Origin of the sequence: Bradyrhizobium yuanmingense (genome assembly GCF_900094575.1) — a bacterium.
Classification (GTDB): domain Bacteria; phylum Pseudomonadota; class Alphaproteobacteria; order Rhizobiales; family Xanthobacteraceae; genus Bradyrhizobium; species Bradyrhizobium yuanmingense.
Map to the genome: position 1 here is coordinate 1 of NZ_FMAE01000010.1, position 20,938 is coordinate 20,938.

Annotated in this window: 16 protein-coding genes; 6 read left to right on the forward strand and 10 right to left on the reverse strand. The window is 65.0% G+C overall.

Going from position 1 to position 20,938, the window contains the following annotated elements; translation table 11 throughout:
* A partial coding sequence (locus GA0061099_RS30745) for a M10 family metallopeptidase C-terminal domain-containing protein (RefSeq protein WP_074448213.1) occupies positions 1-2,053 on the reverse strand: 2,053 nt, incomplete at its 3' end.
* Positions 2,054-2,249: 196 nt separating this feature from the next.
* On the opposite strand from GA0061099_RS30745, the gene GA0061099_RS30750 reads away from it, so the two are divergent.
* Both GA0061099_RS30750 and GA0061099_RS30755 read left to right on the forward strand, forming a co-directional pair.
* Positions 2,250-2,552 carry a hypothetical protein gene (locus GA0061099_RS30750; RefSeq protein WP_036007447.1) on the forward strand — a complete coding sequence of 101 codons (303 nt, stop codon included), beginning with the start codon at positions 2,250-2,252 and terminating at the stop codon, positions 2,550-2,552.
* Positions 2,553-2,670: 118 nt separating this feature from the next.
* Entirely contained in the window at positions 2,671-3,864 is a 1,194-nt protein-coding gene (locus GA0061099_RS30755; RefSeq protein ID WP_036032141.1) for a CaiB/BaiF CoA transferase family protein, read from the forward strand.
* An 87-nt stretch (positions 3,865-3,951) separates the two neighbouring features.
* On the opposite strand, the gene GA0061099_RS30760 is transcribed toward GA0061099_RS30755, so the two are convergent.
* The 7 genes from GA0061099_RS30760 to GA0061099_RS30790 form a co-directional block, all read right to left on the reverse strand.
* Complete coding sequence (locus GA0061099_RS30760; RefSeq protein WP_036007452.1) at positions 3,952-4,818, reverse strand: outer membrane protein; 867 nt, start codon at positions 4,816-4,818, stop codon at positions 3,952-3,954.
* Positions 4,819-4,987: 169 nt separating this feature from the next.
* Entirely contained in the window at positions 4,988-6,505 is a 1,518-nt protein-coding gene (locus GA0061099_RS30765; RefSeq protein WP_036007455.1) for a tripartite tricarboxylate transporter permease, read from the reverse strand.
* A gap of 16 nt (positions 6,506-6,521) precedes the next feature.
* Entirely contained in the window at positions 6,522-7,064 is a 543-nt protein-coding gene (locus GA0061099_RS30770; protein ID WP_036032144.1) for a tripartite tricarboxylate transporter TctB family protein, read from the reverse strand.
* Between the two features lie 167 nt (positions 7,065-7,231).
* Positions 7,232-8,185, reverse strand: coding sequence for a Bug family tripartite tricarboxylate transporter substrate binding protein (locus GA0061099_RS30775; protein ID WP_162130872.1), 954 nt, complete (start codon positions 8,183-8,185; stop codon positions 7,232-7,234).
* A 176-nt stretch (positions 8,186-8,361) separates the two neighbouring features.
* Entirely contained in the window at positions 8,362-9,159 is a 798-nt protein-coding gene (locus tag GA0061099_RS30780) for an enoyl-CoA hydratase/isomerase family protein (protein ID WP_036029021.1), read from the reverse strand.
* A gap of 55 nt (positions 9,160-9,214) precedes the next feature.
* Positions 9,215-10,414: a pyridoxal-phosphate-dependent aminotransferase family protein gene (locus GA0061099_RS30785; RefSeq protein ID WP_036029042.1), complete on the reverse strand. Its 1,200-nt coding sequence runs from the start codon at positions 10,412-10,414 to the stop codon at positions 9,215-9,217.
* Positions 10,415-10,561: 147 nt separating this feature from the next.
* Positions 10,562-11,764 (reverse strand): pyridoxal-phosphate-dependent aminotransferase family protein, encoded by a 1,203-nt coding sequence (locus GA0061099_RS30790; RefSeq protein ID WP_036029019.1) that lies wholly within the window; start codon positions 11,762-11,764, stop codon positions 10,562-10,564.
* A gap of 133 nt (positions 11,765-11,897) precedes the next feature.
* Between GA0061099_RS30790 and GA0061099_RS30795 the strand changes: the two genes are divergently transcribed.
* The 3 genes from GA0061099_RS30795 (at position 11,898) to GA0061099_RS30805 (ending at position 16,144) form a co-directional block, all read left to right on the forward strand.
* Entirely contained in the window at positions 11,898-12,644 is a 747-nt protein-coding gene (locus GA0061099_RS30795; protein WP_036029036.1) for a GntR family transcriptional regulator, read from the forward strand.
* A 103-nt stretch (positions 12,645-12,747) separates the two neighbouring features.
* Complete coding sequence (locus GA0061099_RS30800) at positions 12,748-15,723, forward strand: FAD-binding and (Fe-S)-binding domain-containing protein (protein WP_074448214.1); 2,976 nt, start codon at positions 12,748-12,750, stop codon at positions 15,721-15,723.
* On the forward strand, positions 15,716-16,144 hold the full coding sequence (locus tag GA0061099_RS30805) for a GlcG/HbpS family heme-binding protein (RefSeq protein ID WP_036029017.1): 429 nt from the start codon (positions 15,716-15,718) through the stop codon (positions 16,142-16,144). The genes GA0061099_RS30800 and GA0061099_RS30805 overlap by 8 nt, the downstream gene beginning before the upstream one ends.
* Before the next feature lie 212 nt (positions 16,145-16,356).
* Here GA0061099_RS30805 and GA0061099_RS30810 read toward each other — a convergent pair whose 3' ends face one another.
* Positions 16,357-17,139: an enoyl-CoA hydratase/isomerase family protein gene (locus GA0061099_RS30810; RefSeq protein WP_036029031.1), complete on the reverse strand. Its 783-nt coding sequence runs from the start codon at positions 17,137-17,139 to the stop codon at positions 16,357-16,359.
* A 167-nt stretch (positions 17,140-17,306) separates the two neighbouring features.
* Between GA0061099_RS30810 and GA0061099_RS30815 the strand changes: the two genes are divergently transcribed.
* Positions 17,307-18,686: a caspase family protein gene (locus GA0061099_RS30815; protein WP_193375208.1), complete on the forward strand. Its 1,380-nt coding sequence runs from the start codon at positions 17,307-17,309 to the stop codon at positions 18,684-18,686.
* Here GA0061099_RS30815 and GA0061099_RS30820 read toward each other — a convergent pair.
* Positions 18,659-20,785, reverse strand: a complete 2,127-nt coding sequence (locus tag GA0061099_RS30820) for a molybdopterin oxidoreductase family protein (protein ID WP_036029016.1) — start codon at positions 20,783-20,785, stop codon at positions 18,659-18,661. The genes GA0061099_RS30815 and GA0061099_RS30820 overlap by 28 nt on opposite strands.
* Between the last annotated feature and the right edge of the window lie 153 nt (positions 20,786-20,938).

Here is a 20,938-nt window from a genome sequence, read left to right on the forward strand (position 1 = left end):
CGGACACCACCACGCTGGTCGATCCCAACGCCTCGATCGTGACTGGGCTGGCAATCGGCACTCCGATCGTGCCGTCGCCATTGAGATCCTGCTGCAGCGTCGGCTCCAGTGCTTTCAGGGTCGGATCGCTCCCCAGGACCTCGGGAGCCGCGGCTAGCGTCGTCACGAAATTGCCGCTGCTGTCGGTGCTCCAGACCGAGTAGTGCCCATTGGCCGAGTTCTTCCAGACCACGTCGTAGCCGCCACCGGACACCTGCTCGGCAGCAATGACGGACCACGTCGTGTAATTGGCCGTGTCCACCACATTGCCTTGGTATTTCAGCGTTGGGCCGGTGCCGGTCGAGATGTTGGTCAGATAATAGTTGCCGCCGGACACCACCACGTTGGTCGATCCCAACGCCTCGATCGTGACAAGGCTGCCTGCGGGTATACCAATCGCGCCATCGCCATTGAGATCCTGCTGGAGCGTCGGCTCCAGTGCTTTCAGGGTCGGATCGCTCCCCAGGACTTCGGGAGCCGCGGCTAGCGTCGTCACGAAATTGCCGGTGCTGTCGGTGCTCCAGACCGAGTAGTGCCCGTTGGCCGAGTTCTTCCAGACCACGTCGTAGCCGCCACCGGACACCTGCTCGGCCGCAATGACGGACCACGTCGAGTAATTGGCCGTGTCCACCACATTGCCTTGGTATTTCAGCGTTGGGCCGGTGCCGGTCGAGATGTTGTTCAGATAATAGTTGCCGCCGGACCGGAACACGCTGGTCGACCCGAACGCCTCGATCGTTGTCGAAACGAGGCTGGAGCTGGCTACCGTGCCATCCCCAAACCGAAAATATTCGGTGCCGGTGACGGTATCGGTGCCGTCAGGCGATCCGCTGCGCAGGTCAACGAGGGTGAAGGTCTGTGTCGCAGCGTTGTAGGAAATGGTGTAGTTGGCCCGGCTGCCCGAATACACTGCGGTGTCCGTGCCTGAGCCGCCGTTGATGGTGTCGTTGCCCGCACCGCCCGTGATGGTGTCGTTGCCGCCGGCGCCGTTCAGCGTGTTGGCGACGACGTTGCCGATGATCGCGTCGTTGCCGGACCCGCCGATGGAGTTGTCGATGTAGGAGCGCGCGTCGCCGTTGTAGAGATAGGCGTTGTAGACGTTGCCCGATGCATAATGGCCATTGCCGAGATAGGCCAGCTGCACGGAGGAGAACACCGACGAGGCGCCGGGATTGAGGTTGATGCTCAGGTTGGTCGTGTAGTTGGACAGGTCGTAGGTATCGACGCCGCCGCCGTCCCAGACGGTCTCGTAGATGCGATTGGCCGAGCCGCCGACGCCGCCGCCCGGCGCGAGCTGCCCGACGCCATTGATGAACTGCTGCCCCGTGGTCGGATTCCAGGTGTAGACGGTGTTGCTGCTCTGCGTCGTGTAATCGGCGCCGTACATCGTCTGGAGCGCGAGGATATCGTTCGCCATGTAGGTCTGCGAATATCCGTAGGCTTCGTTGGTGTAGCCGCCCGTGGTCGAAGCGCCGACATAGCTGCGATAGCTCATGACGGTGTATTCGCTGCTGTCATGCGCGCTCGGCACCGCAACGTTACCGGGGCCGCCGGCCTCCTGGCTGTGCTTGAGGCCGATCGCGTGTCCGAGCTCGTGCAGCGCAGTGGTGAAGTAGTAATTGCCGAGCTTGGCCAGCGAGAAATTGTATTGAGTCCCGAACCAGATGTCGCCGCCGGGTGCATAATTGCCGGGATAGTAGGCGTAGGCGGTCGGATTGGCGGCCGACGACTGCGCGATCATGAGGTCGGCGCCGTTGGTGCCCGCATATTGGATGTTGGCGTTGGTGTAGCTCAGGATCAATCCGACGGCGTAGTTGATCGCCGCCTGGATCTGCGTGGGCACCGAGGCAAAGCCCGAGGTGGTTGGCTCGCCGCTGCCGCCGGAATAAGGATTCGAATAGTCGCTCGGCGCGTCAGGAAAGCTGTAGGTGATCGTGCCCGACCATTTGACGCCGGACAGCAGGCCGTCAATCTCGGCATTGTTGGTGGCACTGACATAAACGGCGGTGGCCAATGGACTCTCCAAACAACGCGTCGTGTGATTCGCCGCGGGGGCACATGATTCTAGCTAGAGAGTTAAACGTTTGGTTTAAATGGGGCAGCGGCGTTTGCGCTGCTCCCATAATGCCGTGTTAGCCATTAAATCCCGTAGTCATACGGAACGGCAGCATAGAGTTTCGTTCCCGGAACACCGTGGTTTGCAGGGTTTCATGAAACGACGCACACTCCCGGCCAGCCTGTTTGGCGCCTTGATTGCGCTTGCTGGACTGTCCCATCAACCTCTCGGAGGACTGCCCGTGATGGTGGAGAAGGCCAAGGCAGACGACAGCAGCAAGCGAGGGCGCGCGCCCTCCATGCCGATGGCGCGAGATCCTGCCGCTGCGGTGGCAGAGGAATATGAAGCTGCCCGCCGGAAGGGAACGCGGGAGGCCCTTGAACTCTTCATTGCGCGCCATGGCGATGATCCCCTTGCCGCGCAGGCGCGGGCCGAATTGAAGCGCCTGTCGCGCTGATCTCGCAGACAGCGCCTCAGGCAAGGCATTTCAGCAGGCGGCATCGGCGCCGGCCCGGCTTGTCGCGTGATCTCTGGGCACTATGGTAGGCGCCCAATCTGTCCCGGAGCCTTTCACGATGCCCTTCCCGCATGCCTCGGAAGCCCTGTCGCGCTTCACCGTGCTCGATCTGACCCGTGTCCGCTCCGGGCCGACCTGCGTGCGGCAGCTCGCCGACTGGGGCGCCAACGTCGTCAAGATCGACGCGCTGACCGAGGATGCCGGCGGCGAGCAGCCGGGCGGGCCGCGGCGCGGTTCCGACTTTCAGAATTTGCACCGCAACAAGCGGGCAATGACGCTGAACCTGAAGGACGAGCGCGGGCTCGCGGTGTTCAAGCGCCTCGCCGTCAAGGCCGACGTCGTGGTCGAGAATTTCCGGCCCGACGTGAAGAAGAAGCTCGGCATCGACTACGACAGCCTCGCCGCGATCAACCCGCGCATCGTCTATGGCAGCATCTCCGGCTTCGGCCAGGACGGCCCCTACCACAAGCGGCCGGGCTTCGATCAGATCGCGCAAGGCATGGGCGGGCTGATGTCGATCACCGGCGCGCCGGGCGAAGGCCCGATGCGGGTCGGCATCCCCGTCGCCGACCTCAGTGCCGGTCTGTTTTGCGCGATGGGCATCCTCACCGCCCTGCTCGAGCGCGAGGTCTCGGGCAAGGGCCAGTGGGTGCAGACCTCGCTGCTGCAGGCCCAGATCTTCATGCTCGACTTCCAGGCCGCGCGCTGGCTGATGGAGAAGGAGGTCGCCAAGCAGGCCGGCAACAACCATCCGACCAGCATTCCGACCGGCGTGTTCAAGACCTCCGACGGCTACATCAACATCGCCACCACGGGCGGGCGGATCTGGGAGCGCTGTGCGCAGGCGATCGGCGCGCCGGAGCTCTACACTCATCCCGACTATGCGACGGCTCCCGCCCGCTCGAAGAATCGCGATGCGCTCAACGCCGAGATCGAGAAGCGCACCGTGACGAAGTCGACCGAGACCTGGGTCCGCGAGCTCAACGAGGCCGGCGTGCCCTGCGGGCCGATCTACGCCATCGACCAGATGTTCGAGGACGCGCAGGTCAGGCATCTCGGCATTGCGCAGGACGTGCCGAACGATGAAGGCCGGGATATCCGCCTGGTCGGCCAGCCCGTGACGCTGTCGCGCACGCCGAGCAGGATGGTGGCGCGGCCGCCGGAATTCGGCGAGCAGACCGACGAAGTGCTGAAGGAGTTCGGCTTCGGCGCGGACGAGATCGCAGGGCTCAGAGACGCGAAGGTGGTGTGAATCTCGCGCGCCCCGTCTGCAACGACAAAGCCCGGCGCGAGCCGGGCTTTGCTTCTTATTGACGCCTTCTTGATCTCAGTACTTCGCTTAGTACTTCGCGACCACCGGGCCACCAAATTGATAGTTGATGCCGGCGCGCAGGATGTGGTCGGTGAAGCGGGAGGAAGCACTGGCCGCAATCGTGGGCAACGGCGCCAGCGAGAACGGACCTGACGAGAACCGGCCGAGATCCACATAGAGATATTCGAGCTTGGCGCTCCAGTTCTGAGTGATCTTGCCTTCCACACCCGCACCCACGGTCCAGCCGACGCGGGTATCCGACGAAGAGCTGGTCGAGGCGACCGCGACACCAGCCGGCGTGAAGCCGGAGATGGTGCCCGTGGTCTTGATCTCGCCGAAGGCCACGCCGCCGGTGCCATAGAACAGCACTTTCGGTGTCGCCAGAAAGCCGACGCGGCCGCGCACCGTGCCGAACCATTGCAGATGCTGGTCGAGCGTCAGAGTGGTGCCGACAGCAGCGCCGGGGGGCAGAAAGGTCAGGCCCGGAAGACAGGCGCCGCCTGCAATGCTGGTGGGGGCGCAGTTGAAGCCGGCGCGGCCCTTCTCGTCCGACCAATTCAGGTCGCCCTCGATGCCGAACACCCAATTCGTGCTCTGCCAGTTGTAGCCGGCCTGGCCACCGGCGACGGCACCGTTCATGTCGAACGAGGCGCTGGTGACGGATCCGGCCGGCGGCACGATCACCGCACCGGTCGCCGTGTTGGTGTAGGTGACGTCGGTGCGCGAACGGCCCCAGCTGTAGCCGCCGTTGGCGCCGACATAGAAGCCCGTCCAGCTCCAGACCGGATCGACCATAGGCGCCTTGACATACGGCTTTGCCGCGAGATCGGCGGCCAGCGCGCCCGTGGCAAACAGCGACATCGCAGCCGCCATTCCAATCACTATCCGCTTCATGGAGAATTCCCCCTTGCACGATCTTGTGATCGAAATATACGCGCATCCTCACCCAAGAGCTGTGCCGCCGCGGCAACATTCGGAAACAATCGGAGGTCGCGCTGGCATCCCGACTAGAAAGCTACCTTCGACATAAGCTATTGATTTCTTAGAATATTTCTCCACCATCCTAAGGCGATGTCGCCCTGGTCCCATGCGTCAACCCGACACGGGCGAGGAGATTGTCGATCACCGGCCAGAACAGCAGCAGAATCGCCAGGGTCGTGATCGAGCCGACCAGGCCGTTCGACCAGAACACCTTCAGGGTGCCGCCGGAGCCGATCATCGACAGGCGGAAGGCATCCTCGGCACGGTTGCCGAGCACGAGCGCCAGGGTGAACGGCGCCAGCGGAATGCCGATCTTCTTGAAGACGTAACCGACCACGCCGAAGCCCAGCATCAGCCAGATGTCGAACATCGCGTTCTGGATGGCATAGGCGCCGATCGCGCAGGACACCACGATCATCGGCGCCACCGCCGCGAACGGCACGCGCAGGATCGAGGCGAAGATCGGCACCGTCGTCAGCACCAGCACGAGGCCGACGACGTTGCCGAGATACATCGAGGCGATCAGGCCCCAGACGAAATCCTTGTGCTCGACGAACAGCAGCGGCCCCGGATTGAGACCCCACACCATCAGCCCGCCGAGCAGAATCGCGGCCGTGCCCGAGCCGGGAATGCCGAGCGCCAGCATCGGCAGCAGCGCCGAGGTGCCGGAGGCATGCGCCGCCGTCTCCGGCGCGAACACGCCTTCGATGCGGCCCTTGCCGAAGCCCTCGGGCTCCTTGGCGAAGCGCTTTGCCAGATTGTAGCCCATGAAGGAGGCCGCGATCGCACCGCCAGGGGTGATGCCGAGCCAGCAACCGATGAAAGAGGAGCGCAGCAGCGTCACCCAGTATTTCGGCAGATCCTTCCAGACGCCGAGCACGACGCGCAGCGAGATGCTAGCCGCATGCCCGCGCAGCGCAAGGCGCTCCTCCATCGTCAGCAGGATCTCGCTGATGCCGAACAGGCCGATGACGGCGACCAGGAAGTTGATGCCGCGCAAGAGCTCCGGCGAGCCGAAGGTCATGCGCAGACTGCCGGACACCGTATCCATGCCGATGCCGGCCAGCAGCAGGCCCAGCGACATCGAGATGACGGTCTTGTGCTTGGCTTCGCGCCCGAGGCCGACGAAGGAGCAGAAGGTGAGGAGATACACCGCGAAGAACTCGGGCGGGCCGAATTTCAGCGCAAAGGACGAGATCATCGGCGCGAGAAAGGTGATCAGGAGCACCGCGACCAGCGAGCCGACGAAGGAGGAGGTGAACGCCGCAGTCAGCGCCTCCGCCGCCCTGCCCTGCTGCGCCATCGGATAGCCGTCGAACGTGGTCGCGACCGACCAGGCTTCGCCCGGGATGTTGAACAGGATCGAGGTGATGGCACCGCCGAACAACGCGCCCCAATAGATGCAGGACAGCATCACGATGGCCGAGGTCGGGTCCATCGTGAAGGTCAGCGGCAACAGGATCGCAACGCCGTTGGGACCGCCGAGCCCGGGCAGCACGCCGACGAAGATGCCGAGCACCAGCCCGACCATCATGAGCACGAGCGTCTTCCACGTCAGCAGGACGGCAAAGCCGTGGAGCAGGAGACCGAGAGCTTCCATCGCGCGGGGGCTCCGCCTAGCGGCCGAGGGCCGCTTCGAGCGGTCCCTTCGGCATGATGACGTCGAAGGCGACATCGAAGGTGACGAACATGATCGCCGTGAACGCGAACGCGGTGAGCAGCGACTTCCACAACGCGATCCGGCCGACCAGCCGCATGAAGCCCGCGATCAGGAGAAAGCTCGCGACATAGAGGCCGAGGAACTGCGTCGCCAGGCAGAACAGCGACGTCGGCACGAACACAGCCAGCACGCGGCGGCCTTGCGCGCGCGTGACGAAGGTTCCGGACGAGACGCGCCGCGCCAGCAGCGCGGCGATCAGGCCGTAGAGGCTGCCGCCGGCGAGAATGACGGACAGATAGAACGGGAAATAGCCGGGCTCCGGCCCGGTCGCATCCCAGGACGCGCCGGTGCGCCAATTGTCGTAGCCGAGCGTGACCGCGAGCGCGAGCAGCAGCAGGCAGACGACGATTTCGATCGTGCCGGAAGAGACGACGGAAGGGGAATCGTCTTCGGGCGCGGTGGGATCCTCGACGACGATTTCGATATCGGTTTGGGACATGCTCTGTTAGGGACGGAGTGCGTTCAATTCCCCCTCTCCCCGCTTGCGGGGAGAGGGTCGGGGTGAGGGGGAGTCTCCGCAGGGACGGTGAGAGTCGAACTCGCGGAGAGAGCCCCTCACCCCAACCCTCTCCCCGTAAGAACGGGGAGAGGGAGAAAAAGGGACAGCTACTTCGCGACGAAGCCGGCTTCCGTCATCAGCGACTTGTTCAGCGCATCGTCCTCCTCGAGGAACTGCACCATGTCCTTGCCGGAGAGGAAGATCGGCTTCAAGGCCTGCTTCTCCATGTAGTCCTTGTACTCCGCGGTCTGCGTCACCTTGTGGAACAGATCGACGTAGAACGCCTGCTGCTCCGGCGTGACCTTGCCGGGCAGAAACATCGCGCGCAGCATCAGATATTGCACGTCGACGCCCTCCTCCTTGCAGGTCGGGATGTCGGCCCAGGACTGGGTGTCGGTCACCTTGGTCGTATAGGCAATGCGCTCCCTGTCGAACACGCAGAGCGGACGCACCTGGCCGGCGCGCCAGACCTCGAGATTTTCGGATGGGTTGTTGACGTTGGCTTCGGTGTGGTTGCCGACCAGCTGGGTCGCGGCCTCGCCGCCGGATTTGTAGGGCAGATAGGAGAATTTCGCGCCGGTCTTCTGCTCCAGGAACACGGTGAGCACGTGGTCCTCGCGCTTGGAGCCGGTGCCGCCCATCTTGAACGGCGCGCTCGCAGCCTTGGCGGCCGCGACGAAGTCCTTCAACGTCTTGGGGCCTGCGCTGTTGTCCCACAGCACGAACTGGTCGAGCGCGACCACGGAGACCGGCGTCAGCTCGCGCCAGTTGAACGGGATCTTCGCCGACAGCGGCAGCATGTAGATCAGCGAATAGGCGATCAGCACCTTGTTGGGGTCGCCCTCGCTGGACTTCATGTACATCAGCGCTTCCGCGCCGGAGGCGCCGCCCTTGAGCGAGACCACCATCGGCTGCTTCATCAGATTGTTCTTCTGGATCGCGGCCTGCATCATCCGCGCCATCTGGTCGGAGGCGCCGCCTGCGCCCGCCGCCACCACGATCTCCACCGGTTTCGTCGGCTCCCAGGCCGCAACGGCCGGCGTGCTCAACAACAGCGCCATCGCGGCGCCGACGCCTTTCACCAGAATTCGCACGATTTTCTTCCCCTGATGTTTTTTGAGTTGTAGGTGCGGAAAATTCTATCCCTGCATAGTGCGGACTAATCCTGAGGAGTTCAAGCGGACGGGCAATTGCACGCATATGACTTTCGACTGACGGAGCCGAAAGCCCGTGAGACTTATCTGCCCTTCCAGACCGGAGCCCGCTTGTTGAGGAAGGCATCCATGCCCTCGCGGAAATCCTCGCTCATATAGGCTTTCAGGATCAGGTCCTCGCCTTCCTCGCGCGAGAGCGTGCGGCGGATGCGGCGCACCGCTTCCTTGGTCGCTTCCAGCGTCAGCGGCGCGTGGCTGGCGACGAGCCTTGCGGTCTCGTCGGCGCGGCGCTGCAGCGTCTCCACGTCAGGCACGATTTCATTGAGCAGGCCGAGCGCCAGCGCCTCCTGCGCCTCGACCAGGCGCGCCTTGAAGATCATATCCTTGGTGCGGGCGGGACCGACCAGCGCGACGACGCGGCTGATGTTCGACATCGACAGGCAGTTGCCGAGCGTGCGCGCAATCGGAAAGCCCATCCGCGTCGTCTCGGTGCCGATGCGAAGATCGCAGCAGGCCGCGATCCCTGCGCCGCCGCCGGTGCAGGCGCCGGCGATCGCCGCGATCACCGGCACGCGGCACTGCTCGAGCGTGCCGAGCACGCGATCGATGCGCGCCTCGTAGTCGAGCGCATCCTGCGCGGTCTTGAAGGCGCGGAATTGCGAGATGTCCGTGCCGGAGGCGAACGCCTTGTCGCCCGCGCCGGTCAGGATCAGCGCCTTGATCGAACGGTCGACGTTGATCTCCTGGCATATCTCCGCCATGCGGTCATACATGGCGAAGGTCATGGCGTTGCGCGCCTGCGGGCGATTGAAGGTAATCCGCGCGATGCCGTCCGTGACGGAGTAGAGCAGGTCTTCGTTGGCAGTCGTCGGTGCGTTCATCGCGCGCTCACTTTCTTCACTACAGTTCAGTCAGGCCGCCCCGGCAACCTGAGCCTTAGGCGACTTGAGCCTTGGTCATCGGCACCACGTCGCGTCCCTTCAGCACATCCATCGCCGCGAGCACGCCGCCGCTCCGGTGCGGGATCTTTGCGAGGTCGAGGCCCATCTCGACGCCTGCAAGCGTGCCCATCAGCATCAGATCGTTGAAGTGGCCGATATGACCGATGCGGAACACCTTGCCCTTGACCTTGTTCAGGCCGGTGCCGAGCGACATGTCGAAGTTTTCCAGCACCACCTTGCGGAAGGCGTCGGCATCAAAGCCCTCGGGCACGCGCACGCCGGTCAGCGCCGGCGAATGCGCGGCGGGATCGGCACACTGCGTCTCGAGGCCCCAGACCTTGACCGCAGCACGCGTCGCGGCGCTGTGGCGCTTGTGGCGGGTCCAGACGTTCTCCAGCCCCTCCTCCTCCAGCATCTTCACCGCTTCGCGCAGGCCGTAGAGCAGGTTCGTTGCGGGCGTGTAGGGGAAGGTGCCGAGCTTGTTGAAGCTGATGACCTCCTGCCAGTCCCAGTATGAGCGCATGCCGGGGTTGGCTTTGGCGACCGCGAGCGCCTTCTCCGAGACGGCGTTGAAGCCGAGGCCCGGCGGCAGCATCAGGCCCTTCTGCGAGCCGGCGACCGAAACGTCGATGCCCCAGGCGTCGTGCTCATATTCCATCGAGCCGAGCCCGGAGATGGTGTCGACCATCAGCAGCGCCGGATGCTTGGTGCGGTCGAGGATCTTGCGCACCTCCAGCGGCGGCGTCACGCAGCCGGTCGAGGTCTCGTTGTGCACGACGCAGACCGCCTTGATGGCGTGCTGCTTGTCGGCGGCAAGGCGCTTCTCGATCTCCGCAAGATCGGCACCATGGCGCCAGTCGCTCGGGATGAAGTCGACATCGAGCTTGAACTTGTCGGCGATGCCGCGCCACAGCACGGCGAACTGGCCGGTCTCGCACATCAAGACCTTGTCGCCGGGCGCGAACACGTTGACCATCGCCGCTTCCCAGGCGCCGGTACCGGACGAGGGGAAGATGATCACGGGCTGCTTGGTGCGGAATACGCGCTGCATTGCGGCAAGCACGGCAAAACCGAGCTCGGCGAACTCCGGACCGCGATGGTCCAAAGTCGGCATATCCATCGCCCGCAGCACCCGATCGGGCACGTTGGTCGGTCCTGGAATCTGTAAGAAATGCCTTCCAGTATGCACGGTCATCGGCGTCCTTCCCGGTCTTGCCTTGGTTTGGTGGGCGCCGAATAGCACCATTTGACCGGCTTGTCCTCTCCTCCAAAGGGTCCCTCGCGCATAGCGGACCGGCCTGCCCTCAGCCGCTCCGTCGCGACCACCTTTGCGTGCCGACCTTTACGTGCCGACGATCTTCAGATGCGGCGCGGCATTGCCCTGCGGGCGCTGCTCCAGCAGCTTCATCGCGACATCCACACCGCCGGAGCGGTGCGGCACGCCGGCGACCGACAGGCCCATTTCGACACCGGTGAGTGCGCCGAGCAGCGTCAGCGCATTGCATTCGCCGAGATGGCCGATGCGGAAGACCTTGCCGGCGACCTTCGACAGGCCCGAGCCGAGCGACATGTTGTAATTGTCGAGCACGACTTTCCGGAACTGATCGGCATCATGCCCCGGAGGCATCAGCACGGCCGTGAGCACCGGCGAGAACTCCGAAGGCTCCTGGCACAGCACTTCGAGACCCCAATGGTTGACCGCGGCCCGCGTCGCTGCCGCCAAGCGCTGATGCCGCGCAAAAACATTGTCGAGCCCCTCCTCGAGCAGCATCGCGATCGCCTCGCGCAAGCCGTAGAGCAGATTGGTCGCGGGCGTATAGGGGAAGAAACCCTTGGCGTTGGGCTTGAGCATCTCCTCCCAGTCGAAATAGGAGCGCGGCATCTTGTTGGTTCTGGACGCAGCCAAGGCCTTGTCCGAAATCGCGTTGAAGCCGAGACCGGGCGGCAGCATGAAACCCTTCTGCGAGCAGCTGACGCTGACATCGACCTTCCACGCGTCGTGACGATAGTCGACCGAGCCGAGCGAGGAGATGGTGTCGACCATCAAGAGTGCCGGATGCGAGGCGCGGTCGATCGCGGCGCGGATCTCGGCGATGCGGCTGGTCGCGCCGGTCGAGGTCTCGTTGTGCACGACCATCACCGCCTTTATGGTGCGCGCGGCGTCTTCGGAGAGCCTGGCCTCGATCACCGTGGGATCGGCGCCGCGGCGCCAGTCGCCCGGGACGAAATCAACCTCGATGCCGAAGCGGGCGGCCATCTGCCGCCACATCGTGGCGAAGTGGCCGGTCTCGACCATCAGCACCTTGTCGCCCGGCGACAGCGTGTTGACGATCGCGGCTTCCCAGGCGCCGGTCCCCGACGAGGGGAAGATCACGACCGGCCCCCGGGTCTGGAAGATCTGCTGGCTGCCTTCGAGCACGGTGCGGCCGAGCTCGCCGAATTCGGCGCTGCGGTGGTCGATGACAGGCATGTCCATCGCGCGCAGGACGCGCTCGGGGACCGGGCTCGGGCCCGGAATCTGCAGGAAATGGTGTCCCTGAGGCATGCAAAGCTCCTTTTCGGCAGGTTATGGCCGGCTCCGCCGGCTATTTTGCATTCATTTTTTGTCCCTTCAATCGAAATCTGGTATTCGATTGCGAGCGTCGACGCGATCAACCGGGCAAACTACTGTGCTGCAAATGAAATCCACGATTCCCGACACCGGGGTTCCGATCACCCCGTCCCCCGGCAATGGCGATCGCCAGGAAAACCGTCACGAGGCCTCGCTGCATGGCGAGATCCTGCTGCGGCTGCGCGATTACGTGGTCGAGGGCAATATTCCTGAGGGCGCGCGCGTTCCCGAGCGGCAGCTCTGCGAGATGCTTGGCATCTCCCGCACGCCGTTGCGCGAGGCGCTCAAGGTGCTCGCCGCCGAGGGCCTGATCGAGCTACTGCCCAACCGCGGCGCGCGCGTGCGCCAGCTCAGCCAGCGCGACCTCGAAGAACTGTTCGACGTCATGGCGGGCCTGGAAAGCCTAGCCGGGCGCCTCGCCTGCGAAGCCATAACGGATGCGGAAATCACGGCGATCGAGCAGCTGCACTACGAGATGTACGGCCACTACCTGCATCGCGACATGCACGGCTATTTCCAGGCCAACCAGCGCATCCACGAGAGCATCGTCGATGCCGCACGCAACGATACGCTGAAGAGTGCCTATGCCAATTTCGCCGGCCGCATTCGCCGCGTCCGCTACTCCGCCAATTTCGCCCGCAAGCGGCAGCGCTGGGCGGAAGCCATGCGCGAGCACGAGGCCATCCTCGATGCGCTGCGCCGCCGCGCCGGGAGCGAGCTCAGCGACGTCCTGTTCCAGCATCTGCGCAACAAACGGACGGCAGCGATCGAGCACCTGACCGAGCCCCAAGAGGGCGCGCCGGCATCGCCTTGAGGGCGCCCGGCTTGCCCATTTTGCATTCACAATATGGTCGATCAGGAACCACAATGAATATCCCAGCAAGGCTGAGCCTCGCCGGGTCAGTCCGGGATCAGGGATGACGAACGCCTCCTCGCTCGAACGGCGCCTGCGGTCGGAATTGACCGGCGACGTGCTGTTCGACGGCTTCAGCCGCGGCCGCTACGCCACCGACGCCTCGTTCTACCAGATCATGCCGGCTGGCGTGGTGGCCCCCAAGACCATGGACGAGGCCTTGCGGGCGCTGGCGATCGCGCGCGACGAGGGGCTGAAGGTCACCCCGCGCGGCGGCGGCACCTCGCAATGCGGCCAGACCGTCAATGACGGTCTCGTGGTCGATCTCTCCAAGCACCTCAACCGGATCCTGTCGCTTGATGTCGAAGGCCGCACCTGCGTGGTGGAGCCCGGCATCGTGCTGGACGACCTCAACCGCCAGCTCAAAAAGCACGGCCTGTGGTTTCCGGTCGACGTCTCCACGGCCTCCCGCGCCACCATCGGCGGCATGGCCGGCAACAATTCCTGTGGCGGCCGCTCGCTGCGCTACGGCACCATGCGCGACAACACGCTGTCGATGGAGGCATCGCTCGCCGACGGCACGCTGGGCCGTTTTGGCGAGGTCGCGCGCGATCTCTCCGACCTCGAGGCCGGCGACAGCACCCGCGCCCTGTTCCGCGACATGCTCGACCTTGGCACCCGCGAGGCCGACGAGATCGCCGCGCGCTTCCCAAAGGTGCAGCGCCGCGTCGGCGGCTACAATCTCGATGCGCTGGTGCCGCGCAACGCGCCGAACAACATGGCGCATCTGTTGGTCGGCTCCGAAGGCACCCTCGCCTTCACCACCAAGGTCGAGCTGAAGCTGTGGCCCGTGATCCGCAACAAGGCGCTCGGCGTCTGCCATTTCGGCAGCTTCTACGAGGCCATGGATGCGGCCCAGCACCTCGTCAAGCTCAAGCCGATTGCGGTCGAGCTGGTCGACCGCACCATGATCGCGCTCGGCCGCGACATTGCGATGTTCGCACCCGTGATCTCCGCGGCGATCAAGGGCGATCCGGATGCCGTGCTGGTGGTCGAATTCGCTGAAGAAGACCAGTCGGACAATCTGGTGCGCCTCAAACAGCTCAGCGAGCTGATGGCTGATCTCGGCTTCGGCTGGAACAACGACACGCGCAAATGGGGCGGCGTGGTCGAGATCACCGAACCCGCGCTGCAGAGCGGCATCGCCGATTTCCGCGCGGCCGGCCTCAACGTGATGATGTCGATGAAGCAGGAGGGCAAGCCGGTCTCCTTCGTCGAAGACTGCGCGGTGCCGCTGCCGCACCTCGCCGACTACACCGCGCGGCTGAACGAAGTCTTCGCCAAGCACGGCACCAGCGGCACGATGTACGCGCACGCCTCCGAAGGCTGCCTGCATGTGCGCCCCGTTCTGAACCTGAAGCTGGAGAAGGACGTCAAGGCGATGCGCGCCATCGCCGAAGAGGCCTTCGCCCTGGTGCGCGAGTACAAGGGCTCGCATTCCGGCGAGCACGGCGACGGGCTGGTGCGCTCCGAATTCCACGAGGCCATGTTCGGCGAGCGCCTCGTCGCCGACTTCAGGGAGGTGAAGCAGCGCTTCGATCCTGCCGGCCTGCTCAATCCCGGCAAGATCGTCGATGCGCCCAGGATGGACGACCGCTCGCTGTTCCGCTTCAAGCCCGATTATCGGGTCGGCGAACTGAAGACGAAGCTCGACTGGTCCGCTTATCCCGGCGCCGGCGGCGGTTTCCAGGGCGCGGTCGAGATGTGCAACAACAACGGCGCCTGCCGCAAGCTCGAGGGCGGCGTGATGTGCCCGTCCTATCGCGCCACGCGCAACGAGAAGGACGTTACCCGCGGCCGCGCCAATACGCTGCGGCTTGCGATCTCCGGCCAGCTCGGCCCGGATGCGCTCGCTTCCGACGAGATGATGGAGACGCTCAAACTCTGCGTCTCCTGCAAGGCCTGCCGCCATGAATGCCCGACCGGCGTCGACATGGCCAAGATGAAGATCGAGGTCCTCGCGGCGCGCGCCGCCAGCCGGGGCCTGACGCTACGCGACCGGCTGGTTGGATATCTGCCGCGCTATGCCGGCCTTGCTTCGCGCTTGGCGCCGCTGGCTAATTTGCGCAACGGCAGCCCGCTGCTGCGAAGGCTGTTCGAGCGCTTTGCCGACATCAGCGCGCGCCGGGCCCTCCCCGCCTTCCGCCGCGATGTGTTCGTGCCGCCGGACGAAAGCGTTGGCCCGGAGTCCGGCCGCGAGCTCGTGCTGTTCACTGATACCTTCAACCGCATCTATGAGCGCGAGAATCTCGACGCCGCGCTGCGCGTGCTCACGGCCGGCGGCTATCGCGTGCATCTGCCGAAGCCGGTGAGCGGGAGCCGTCCGCTGTGCTGCGGCCGCACCTTCCTTTCAGCCGGCCTTGTCGACGAGGCCAAGGTCGAGCTCGACCGGCTGGTCTCGGCTTTCGCACCCTATGCAGCGCGCGGCGTGCCGATCGTCGGCCTCGAGCCGAGCTGCCTCCTGACGCTGCGCGACGAGCTCGCTTCGCTGCGCAAGGACGACGACGCCAAGGCGATCGGCGCCCATGCGCTGACCTTCGAGGAGTTTCTGGTGCGCGAGGCCGAGGCCGGACGGCTGCAACTGCCGCTCGGCAGCGTCGCCGACAAGGCCGTGGTGCACGGCCATTGCCATCAGAAATCCTTCGGCGCCTTCAAGCCGGTCGAGCAGGTGCTGCGCCTCGTCCCGGGGCTGAAGGTCGAGACCATCGAGTCGAGCTGTTGCGGCATGGCCGGCGCATTCGGCTATGGTGCGGATACCTACGATGCCTCGATCGAGATGGCCGAGCTTTCACTGCTGCCGGCCGTGCGGCGCGCGGACCCGGATACGCTGATCGTCGCCGACGGCACCTCCTGCCGTCACCAGATCCACGACGGCGCCCAGCGCGAGGCGCTTCACGTCGCGCGCGTGCTGGCCATGAGTCTCGATCGTTTCAAGTCCAACGCCACTTCTCCAGCTGCAAAGGAAACCAGCCATGGCTGACCTCACCCTCGACACCGCCCGAAAAATCCTCGACGCCGCCTTCGCGAAGGCCGGCGAGCTCAAGCTGAAGCCGCTGGTCGTCACCATCCTGGACGCGCGCGGCGTGCTCAAGCTCGCGGCCGCGCAGGACGGCACCAGCCTGATGCGCGCCGACATCGCGCATGGCAAGGCCTATGGCGCGCTCGCCATGGGCATGGGCTCGCGCGCTTTGTTCCAGCGCGCGCAGGAGCAGGCCTATTTCATCGATGCCGTGAACACGATCGCCAAGGGCGCGCTGGTGCCGGTCCCCGGCGGCGTGCTGATCATGGATGGCACCACCCTGCTCGGCGCGGTCGGCGTCTCCGGCGATACGTCCGACAATGACGAAGCCTGCGCGGTGGCGGGGATTCAGGCGGCGGGACTGAAGGCGAACGCGGGGTGAGATTGTCATTCCGGGGCGCGCCCCTTGGCGCGAGCCCGGAATCCATTTCTCCGCATCACTTGCTGCACGATGGATTCCGGGCTCGCGCTACGCGCGCCCCGGAATGACGGCGGAGGATGCGGCTACATTCTCGTTCGTGCCGCCCTGGGTCCCGGCTCTGCGCAGCGACGCCGACGCGTTGCGGCGCGTCCGGGATGCGAGAGCGGATCCCCTCACCTCCCCGTCCAGACCGGCTTCCGCTTCTCGCTGAACGCTTTCAACCCTTCCTTGGCGTCCTCGGTCATCGCGAGCAGTGCGATCTGGCTTTCGGTATAGGCGATGCTCTCGTCGAACGACATCGAGGCGATCGCGCGCATGGCGTATTTGCCGCGGCGGATCGCGGTTGGGGATTTGTCGACGATGCGGCCGATCAGCCAGTCAACCTTGGCATCTAACTCGGCGGCCGGCACGATGTAGTTGAGCAGGCCAGCGGCCTGCGCGGCCCTGGCGTCGAACGGCTCGCCCGTGAGCGCCCATTCGTTGACGAGACGGGGCGGAGCGATGCGCTGCAGCAGGCTCAGCACCTGCATCGGGAACACGCCGACCTTCACCTCCGGCAGGCCGAAGACGACGTGATCAGCCGCAACCGCCATGTCGGTCATGCACAGAAGGCCCATGCCGCCGGCCATGCAGACGCCACTGAGGCGCGCAATCGCCGGCTTCGCGGCGTTCTGTGACAAACGTAACAGATCGGCATAGTCGACATTTGGTTTGGAATGATCCATCGCGAAAGCCGCGCCGGAATTCTGCAAGTCGGCGCCCGCGCAGAACGCCTTGTCGCCCGCGCCCGTCAGCACGATGACGCGGACGTCCTTGTCCTCATGCGCGTCGCGATAGGCTCTTGTGATCCCGGCGATGACCTCGCCGTTCAGCGCGTTGCGTTTCTCCGGCCGGTTGATGGTGATCCAGAACGCCTGCCCGCGCTTCTCGGTGATGACGGCTGTGGTGTCGGTCATGACATGCTCGCTCGCTTGGTCCCGTTTTGCAGCCATTTGCGGCAGGACCGGCGGCGCGCGCAAGGGCAATCTGCAGGGTCGCCTCACCATAGCGTGTGGGCGCAACTTCCGCTTCGCGATTGAACTGGGGCTTGCGCGCGCTATCCTGACCGGAGATTTGATCACCGATGAGCCATTTCATGCGCGCCGCATTGATGTTGTTGCTGGCAGGATTGGTCGTGCTGAGCGGCGGCGCCGCATGCCATGCGGCCGACGCCGCGAAGATCGCGCTGGTGATCGGCAACGCGAAATATCCCGACAATGAGTTCGTCCTGAGCGAGGTCGCCAATGATGCCCAGGACGTCGCCGAGGAATTGAAGCGCGGCGGCTTCGTCGTCGACAGGCAGAGCAATCTCACCGGCGATGCCATGCGGCAGGTGCTGGGCCGCTTCTACGACCGCATCGAGCGCGGCGCGGTGGCGCTGATCTTCTTCGACGGCTTTGCCATCCAGTCCAACCGTCAGACCTATCTGCTGCCGGTCGACGCCCAGATCTGGACCGAGCCGGACGTCTCGCGCGACGGCTTCGGCCTCGACGCCATCCTCGCCGAGATGAACACGCGCGGTGCCGCCATCAAGATCGCGCTGATCGACGCTTCCCGCCGCAACCCGTTCGAGCGGCGCTTCCGCCGCTATTCGGCTGGCCTGGCACCGGCGATCGCACCGAGCAATACGCTGGTGCTCTACTCCGCTGCGCTCGGCGCGGTCACGGCGACCGGCAAGACCGATCGCAGCCTCTTTGTCGCCGAGCTGCTGCGCGAAATGCGCGCGCCGAACATCAGCGCCGAGCAGGCCCTGACCAACACCAAGAATGGCGTCGTTGCCGCCACCAACCGCGAGCAAGTGCCCTGGCTGTCCTCCTCGCTGACGACGGAGTTCTCGTTCGCAAGCCCGGCGACGCGGCCGCGGGACGACGCGGCCAAGCCACAGGTGCAGACACCCGAGCCGCAAAAGCCGGTCTGCGAGGTACCGCAGGCGGAGCCCGCCCCGAATGCGGACGAGTTGGCACGAGATCCCGTCCTCGCCGATCTCAGCCGCAGGATCACCGCCAACGCCAACGATGTCACCTCGCGCTACAAACGCGGCCAGGTCTACGCGATCAAGCGCGCCTATGCGCTCGCGATACAGGATTTCGACGCGGTGCTCCGCCGCGCGCCCAAGGACGCGGAAGCCCTAAACAACCGCTGCTGGAGCCGGGCTGCGACGGGCGACCCGCAAGGCGCGCTCGCCGACTGCAATCTGGCGCTCCAGATCAACCCAGGCTTGAGCGATGCACTCGACAGCCGCGGGCTCGTCAACCTCAAGCTCGGGCGCAATGCCGAGGCGATCAAGGATTATACCGACGCGATCCAGCGCAACCCGCGCTCCTCGTCCTCGCTGTTCGGCCGCGGCATCGCTGCGCGCAGAAGCGGCGGCGACGGCGCCACCGATATCGCGCAGGCGAAGTCGATGAACCCGAACATTGCAAAGGAATTCGCGGGCTACGGCGTCACGGAGTGCACGCCTTGAGCTGAGGCCGCCTTCCTGATCCAGACTTTATTATCGTGGAACGCCGCGCCGCCGATCGGCGCGATCGTATCTGCGCCCGTCAACGTGTTGATGCCGCGGCCGCCGATATGGTTGCTGTTGGGATGAACGGATTCGGCGATCAGGACACCGCGCCGCACGCCCTCGAACAGCGTCGCGATCAGCGTGGTCTCGCCGCGGCCGTTGCCGAGCGTCACCGCATCGCCATCGGCGATGCCGAGCGCGGCGGCATCTAACGGGTGGATCATCACGCTGGCCCGGCCCTCGCGCGCCTGCGAGGACGGCGTCTCGTTGAAGGTCGTGTTGAGGAAGCTGCGCGAGGGACTGGTCGCTAGCCGGAACGGATGGGCCCGGTCGGCGTGCTCGATCACTGCCCAATGATCCGGCAGACCAGGCATCTTGTCGTAGTCGCCCATGGTGACGCCGAACGGCGGATGCGCCCAGTCGGCTTTGAAATGGAACTTGCCGTCGGCGTGGGCGAAGCCGTCGAGATAATGCGAGGTGCGGAAATCCGGCTGCAGGTCGCGCCAGATGTCGGCTTCAAGGCCGGCGATGTCGCCGTGATTGCTCAGCCTCAAGGTCGCGTCGATCAATTCGCGCGGGCTCATCTCGAAGCCCGGATGCCTGGCGCCCAGCCGCGGCGCCAGCGCCTGCAACACCTCGTGGTTGGAGCGGCATTCGCCCGGCGGGTCGATCAGCTTCGGCCCGACCGAGATGTGCTGATGGCCGCCGCCATAATAGAGGTCGTCATGCTCCATGAACATGGTCGCCGGCAGCACGATGTCGGCCATCTGCGCCGTCTCGGTCATGAACTGCTCGTGCACCGCCACGAACAGATCCTCGCGCGCAAAGCCCTGCCGGACCAGCGCCTGCTCCGGCGCCACCGTCATCGGATTGGTGTTCTGGATCAGCAACGCCTTGACCGGGCCCTTGCCCTGCAGAGCTTCGGCATCGCCGGTGAGGATACGTCCGATCTGCGACTGGTCGAGCGCGCGGGTGGTCTTGTCGATCGCGTCGTGGCCTTCGATGATGGATTCGTTGAAGTGCCACAGCGCGTAATTGTTGAAGAAGGCGCCGCCGCCTTCATACTGCCAAGCGCCGGTCACCGCGGGAATGCACAGCGCCGCATGCATCTGCGTCGCGCCGTTGCGCGAGCGGGTGAAGCCATAGCCGAGACGGAAGAAGGTCCGCTTGGTCTCGCCGACGGCCTTGGCGAAAGCCTCGATCTCCGACACCGGAACGCCGCAAATCGCCGAGGCCCATTCCGGCGTGCGCGACTTCAGATGCGCCTCGAGCTCGGCGGGGCAATCGGTATACTTGTCCATGTAGGCTCGGTCGGCGTAGCCGTCGCGGAACAGGACATGCATGACGCCGCAGGCGAAGGCGCCGTCGGTGCCGGGCCGCAGGATGATCCTGATGTCGGCCTGCTTCATGGTCTCGTTGTCGTAGATGTCGACCGCCGCGATCTTCGCGCCGCGCTCCTTGCGGGCGCGCGAGGCGTGCGTCATCACGTTGACCTGAGTGTTGACGGGATTGGTGCCCCAGATCACGACGAGATCGGACAGCGCCATCTCGCGCGGGTCGACGCCGGCGATCTTGCCGGTGCCGATTGCAAAGCCGATGCGCGCAACATTGGCACAGATGGTCTGGTAGAAGCGCGAATATTTCTTCACATGCGTGAGACGGTTGAGCCCGTCGCGCATCACGAGCCCCATCGTCCCCGCGTAGTAATAGGGCCAGATCGATTCCGCACCGAACTCGCGCTCGGCCGCATTGAATCGGTGCCCGATCTCGTCCAGCGCCTCGTCCCAGGAGATCCGCGCGAACTGACCTGAACCCTTGGGGCCGGTGCGGCGCAGCGGATAGATCAGCCGCTCGGGATGATGGATGCGCTCGGCATAGCGGGCGACCTTGGCGCAGACGACGCCGGCGGTGTAGGTCTGCTTCTTCGAACCGCGGACGCGGCCGATGCTGCGGCCTTCGACCACCTCGACATCGAGGGCGCAGGCCGAGGGGCAATCATGCGGACAGGTCGAATGGCGGATCTCGATCTTCGCGTTGATCTTGGCGTGCTGGTTCATGTCCCAGTTCGTAACACCAAAATACCGGCCAGCCGAGCGCATTTATCCGGCAAGCCCCATGCGATTTGCTCAAACCGCGCGCGCCGAGCCTCCTGCTGCGGCTGCGAAGGAGACCGGCCAGTGAGCCGCGCGACGTGCAAGCGCAACCCGAGC